We start from the raw sequence: 4208 nt of genomic DNA on the forward strand, positions 1-4208 counted from the left end.
GGCAACGACATCGTGCCGGCCGAGCTGCTGGGCCTGAGCGCCGACCGCTTCAGCCGTGGCCACCGCTTCATGGCCGACAAGCAGGTGTGGCTGAGCCATCCGAACGATTACGTGGAGTCGCTGAAGGCGGCCAACGTGCTGGTCGATGCTGATGCGCGCCGTGCGCGCATCGTCGCCGAGGTCAACGCCGCGGCCGCCCAGGCCGGTGGCGTGGCGCGCATCACCGAGGACAACCTGGAGCAGGTGGTCAACCTGGTCGAATGGCCGGCCGCGGTGCTGTGCAGTTTCGAGCGCGCGTTCCTGGCCGTGCCGCAGGAAGCGCTGATCGAGACGATGGAGATCAACCAGAAGTTCTTCCCGGTGCTCGATGCCGGTGGCAAGCTGACCGAGAAGTTCATCGGCATCGCCAACATCGAATCCAGGGTCGTGGCTGAAGTTTCCAAGGGCTACGAGCGGGTGATCCGTCCGCGCTTTTCCGACGCCAAGTTCTTCTTCGACGAGGACCTCAAGCAGGGGCTGGAAGCGATGGGCGACGGTCTGAAGACCGTCACCTACCAGGCCAAGCTGGGCAGCATCGCCGACAAGGTGCTGCGAGTCAGCACGCTGGCGCAGGTGATCGCGCCGCAGGTCGGTGCCGATCCGGTGCAGGCCAGGCGTGCCGCCGAACTGGCCAAGAACGACCTGCAGTCGCGCATGGTGGGCGAGTTCCCCGAGCTGCAGGGCATCGCCGGCCGTCATTACGCCGTGGCCGGTGGCGAGTCGCCGGCGGTGGCGCTGGCCATCGACGAGGCCTACCAGCCGCGCTTTGCCGCCGATGCCATCGCCGCCTCGACGCTGGGCAAGGTGCTGGCCATTGCCGAGCGTCTGGATACCTTGGCCGGCGGCTTTGCCGCAGGCCTGAAGCCGACCGGCAACAAGGATCCGTTCGCGCTGCGTCGCAATGCCTTGGGTCTGGCGCGCACGCTCATCGAGTCGGGGTTTGATCTGGATCTGCGCGCGCTGCTTGCCGCAGCCAATGCCGGACTGGTCGAGCGCACGGTGCAGGCCGATGCGAACGAGCTGTACGACTTCATTCTCGATCGCCTGAAGGCTACTACGCCGACAAGGGCGTGCCGGCGACCCACTTCAACGCCGTCGCGGAACTGAAGCCGGCTTCGCTGTACGACTTCGACCGTCGCCTCGACGCCATCAGCATCTTCGCCCAGCTGCCCGAAGCCGAGGCGCTGGCTGCGGCCAACAAGCGCATCCGCAACATCCTGCGCAAGGCCGAAGGTGAGATTCCGGGCACGATCGACGCCTCGCTGCTGCGCGAGCCGGCCGAGAGCGAACTGGCCGAAGCGGTGACCGCGGCCATCGACGACACCGGCATCGCGCTGGCGCAGAAGGACTATGTGGCCGTGCTCGGTCGCCTGGCCCGCCTGCGTCCGCAGGTGGATGCGTTCTTCGACCAGGTGATGGTCAACGCCGACGACTTGGCCCTGCGTGGCAACCGGCTGGCGCTGCTGCGCACGCTCGGTGACCGCCTCGGCAGCGTCGCGGCGATCGAGCATCTGTCGAGCTGACGGCCGTCTGGCACGAGTTGAACAAGGCCCGCGCAAGCGGGCTTTGTTTTTATTTTTCTTTACGTGGATTTCACGCCGGTTTTGAGTAGTGAACCGCGATTTTGCCGGTCACGTTCAGGCCGGTATGCTGCTGCCCATGCCGCCTCTACGAATCACGTTGCCTCTTCTGTTCGCCGCCCTGCTGGCCGCGCCCCTGTCCCACGCTCGCGGCACGATCGACAAGGTGCAGCTCAAGGGGCTGGACAAGGGGAGCGATGCCGAGATCATCGAGAACATCGAGGTATCGCTGTCCGTCTATGACGCGATCGGCAAGGTGCAGGGCGAATCGCGGCTGGAATACCTGCTGTCGCAGGCCGAGCGGCAGACCCGCAAGGCGCTGGAGCCGTTCGGTTTCTACAATCCGACCATCACCGTGGAGGCCCCGCGCGAAGGCGATACGCTGCAGGTGGTGATCCAGGTGGACAAGGGCGAGCAGGTGCGGGTGCGCCAGGAGGAGGTGATCATCACCGGCCCGGCGGCACGCGACCAGTATCTGCAGAAGGACCTGGCCGCCTTCGAACCCAAGAGCGGCCAGGTGTTCGATTCGGTCAACTACGAGGCCAGCAAGGTCACCATCACCCGGCGTCTGGCCGAGCGTGGCTATTTCGATGCGGATTTCACCCAGCGCCGGGTCGAGGTCACCCGTGCCGAGAACGCGGCCGATATCTTCCTGACCTGGGACAGCGGCCGCCGCTACAACATGGGGCCGATCCGCTTCGAGCAGGACTACTTCCGGCCGGACCTGTTCGAGCCGCTGGTGTACTGGGAGCAGGGCAGCTACTGGCACGAAGGCAAGCTGGACCGCCTGCGCGAATCGCTGACCAAGCTGGACTACTTCAGCGTCATCGACATCCAGCCGCACCCGGAGCTGGCCGACGACAATGGCGAGGTGCCGGTGGACGTGAAGCTGACCCGTGCCAAACGCACCATCTACACCGCCGGCCTGAGTTACGGCTCGGAAAGTGGCGCCGGTGTGCGCGGTGGCGTGGAGCGGCGCTACGTCAACCGCCGCGGTCACAAGCTCAACACCCAGCTGGACTATGCGCAGAAGCGCAAGAGTTTCATCACCAGTTACCGCGTGCCCGGCTTCCGCTGGCTGGATGGCTGGTACACCTACGCGCTCAGCGCCTACGACGAGCAGACCGATTACATCGACCTGCGCAACGTCAAGCTGATCGCCAGCCGCAGCGGCGAGATCAACGACTACTGGACCGCGATCGTGTCGATGAACGCACTGCGCGAGCGCTGGCGCTACAGCTCCGGTGATGCGGTCAACGATGCGCTGTACCAGTACTCCACGCTGATCTATCCGCAGCTGACCGCCGATTACGTGGACGTGGATGATGAGCGCTTTCCGCGTCGCGGCATCAGCGGCAACGCGACGCTGCGCGGGGGTATCGGTGGCGCCGGCTCGGACACCAGTTTCCTGCAGGCCGATGCGACGCTGCGCTGGTACCTGCCGGTCGGTGCGGCCGACCGCCTGATCCTGCGCGGCCAGGCCGGCAGTACCTGGACCAGTGATCTGGTGGCGATGCCGCCGAGCCTGCGCTATTTCGCCGGTGGCGACCGCTCCATCCGCGGCTACGCCTATCGCGAAGTCGGTCCGCGCACGCCGGCGCCGGACCGGTTCGCGCTCGGCGCCAAGCATCTGGTCGTGGGTTCGGCCGAATACGAGCATTACTTCAACGGGGGTCCCTGGGGCGCGGCGGTGTTTGTCGATACCGGCAGCGCCTTTGACAACACCATCGACCTGCATACCGGTGTGGGCCTGGGCATGCGCTGGAAATCGCCGGTGGGCCCGGTGCGCATCGACATCGCCCACGGCCTGAACAGTCCCGATTCGCAGTTCCAGCTGTATCTGAACATCGGAGCGGACCTGTGAGCCGGGTGCCGGAAGAAGTGACGCCCGAAGAACGCGAGGCGCGTATCGCCGAACTGCGCGCCAGGCGCAAGGCGCGGCTGCGCACGCTGGCGATCCGCAGTGGCATCACCGTCACCGCGCTGCTGTTGCTGGCGCTGTTCGCGCTGTACTGGCTGCTGCAGACCGTGGCCGGGCGCGAGGTGCTGCTGGCGCAGGTGGTGGCACGGCTGCCGGCCGGTTCCTCGCTGACCTGGAGCAAGGCCGAGGGCCCGCTGGCCGGCCCACTGATCCTGCACGACCTGGATTTCCGCTATCAGGACCTGCATTTCAGCGCCGCCCAGGCCTACCTGGATCCGGATATCCGTCCGCTGCTCGGGCGCAAGCTGCGCCTGGACGCGCTGCGCATCACCGATGCTGCGCTGGAGCTGGGCCCGCCGGAAGACAAACCGTTCGAGCTGCCGCGCTGGCCGGATGTATTGCCGCCCATCGCGCTGCCGCTGGCGCTGCAGGCCGACAGCATCGTGATCGACGGCCTGCGCATCACCCGGCTGCAGGAGCCGTTGATCGACATCACCCGCATCCGCGGCGGGCTGGAAGCGGCCGAGGGCGAGTTCAGCGCCAGCCAGCTCAGGATCAACAGCAATCTGGGGGATTTCCGCATCGATGGCCATTACCTGCCGCGTGAGGACTACGCCACCGACCTGACCGTGCGTGCGCTGATGCCGGCGCGGCCGGGCCAGGCGCCG

General features: G+C 66.5%; 1 protein-coding gene and 2 pseudogenes. All 3 read left to right on the forward strand.

The annotated features are described in order from the left end of the window. A pseudogene (gene glyS / locus JCM9942_RS11575) lies at positions 1–1562 on the forward strand (glycine--tRNA ligase subunit beta); the annotation flags it as partial. Positions 1563–1686: 124 nt separating this feature from the next. Beyond that, positions 1687–3483, forward strand: coding sequence for an autotransporter assembly complex protein TamA (locus JCM9942_RS11580; RefSeq protein WP_057505730.1), 1797 nt, complete (start codon positions 1687–1689; stop codon positions 3481–3483). Between the two features lie 77 nt (positions 3484–3560). Continuing rightward, positions 3561–4208, forward strand: a pseudogene (locus JCM9942_RS11585) (translocation/assembly module TamB domain-containing protein); the annotation flags it as partial.

The organism is Stenotrophomonas pictorum JCM 9942, assembly GCF_001310775.1.
GTDB classification, from domain to species: domain Bacteria; phylum Pseudomonadota; class Gammaproteobacteria; order Xanthomonadales; family Xanthomonadaceae; genus Stenotrophomonas; species Stenotrophomonas pictorum.

Excerpts from the sequence above, each read along its gene's own strand:
- JCM9942_RS11580 (WP_057505730.1), top strand. The coding sequence starts at position 1,687 with ATGCTGCTGCCCATGCCGCCTCTACGAATCACGTTGCCTCTTCTGTTC.